The sequence below is a fragment of the Bacillus sp. AFS098217 genome, assembly GCF_002551815.1.
Taxonomy (GTDB): domain Bacteria; phylum Bacillota; class Bacilli; order Bacillales; family Bacillaceae_G; genus Bacillus_A.
The window spans coordinates 1-1,471 of sequence record NZ_NVPR01000077.1 but is presented as its reverse complement, the minus strand read 5'-3'; the positions used below and the strand labels follow the sequence as shown (position 1 = coordinate 1,471).

The window sequence follows — 1,471 nt, the reverse complement described above, 5'->3', positions numbered from 1 at the left end:
TAAAATGTACCCTATAGAATAGACACTTTGAAAAAAAGTCTGTTCTATAGGGTATTTCTTGTATAATAAGAGAAAAATCGGGATCGGAGAAATTTCAAAATGACAAAAAAGATTTTTACGGAAAAAGAAATTCAAACACTATTAAAGAATCCATATGTAAAAGCTGTGAGTGAAAAGGCTATTACTTACACAGACGAATTTAAGCGTATTTTTATTGAAGAAAATGAAAAAGGAAAATTGCCTAGGGACATCTTTGAAGCATGTGGTTTTGACATAGATATGATTGGAATAAAGCGTATTATTTCATCAGGAAGTAGATGGCGTGGTGCTTATAGAGAGAATGGTGTATTTGGTTTACGTGATACACGCAAAGAAAACTCTGGAAGATCTCTTGAGAGAGAACTTACGTTAGAAGAAAAGTACGCACGTTTGGAAGCTGAACGAAACTTACTAAAGGCTGAAAACGAGCTATTAAAAAAGATCAAACTTATGGAAGGGAGGATGAAAGGAAACTAACGTTATCACCTAGTCAAAAGTATCTATTAATTCGTTATGTCATCGAAAAATATAACGTAAGAAATATGGTAAGCCACTTGTGTAAAGTAGCTGGCGTTTCACGTTCTGGATACTATAATTATTTCTCTTTACAATCTCAAGAAAAGCGGAAACAAAAGAATGATCAAGATGAGGTGGTAAAAGAAATCATTTTAAAGGCATTGCGATTTAGAAATCGGAATAAAGGGGCTCGTCAAATTAAAATGACATTAGCGGGTCGATTTCAAGTTGTCTACAATTTAAAGCGTATACGTAGAATTATGAAAAAATACGGGATTGTCTGTCCGATTCGTAAGGCGAATCCTTATAAAAGAATGATGAAAGCGACGAAAGAACATCGAGTTGTACCCAATCTATTAAATCGAGAATTCAAACAAAATCTTCCTAGAAAGGCACTTCTAACAGATATTACTTATTTAGTTTACGGTAAGAATAAGAGGGCTTATTTGTCTACAATTCAAGACGGATCCACGAATGAAATCTTAGCTTATCATGTTTCAGAACGGCTTACGTTAGATATAGCTACTAATACTCTGCTTAAACTAAAGAAGAATAGACGAATCAAATTAGCTGAAGGTGCATTTATCCATTCAGATCAAGGAGTTCATTACACAAGTCCTACCTATCAAAAATTAGTCAAGAAATGTAAGCTAGGACAATCTATGTCGAGAAGAGGAAACTGTTGGGATAACGCCCCACAAGAATCGTTTTTTGGTCATCTCAAAGATGAAGCCTCTATAAAACCCTGTGAGTCTTTTACACAATTAAAACATGAAATTAAGAGCTATATGACGTATTACAATCATTATAGATATCAATGGAATTTAAAGAAGATGACCCCTGTTGAATACAGAAATCATCTTCTTGATGTTGCATAACTTTTTTTCAAAATGTCCTTTACAAAGGGTACAGATTA

At 33.7% G+C, this 1,471-nt stretch carries 1 protein-coding gene; it reads left to right on the top strand.

The genetic code is table 11. The features are described from left to right. The first annotated feature begins 99 nt into the window (after positions 1-99). Positions 100-1,433, top strand: a protein-coding gene (locus COO03_RS19825; protein ID WP_097898810.1) for an IS3 family transposase whose coding sequence is annotated in 2 segments (ribosomal slippage) — positions 100-483 and positions 486-1,433 — 1,332 coding nt in all. Because the reading frame shifts where the segments join, the coding sequence is not laid out codon by codon here. Positions 1,434-1,471 lie beyond the last annotated feature (38 nt).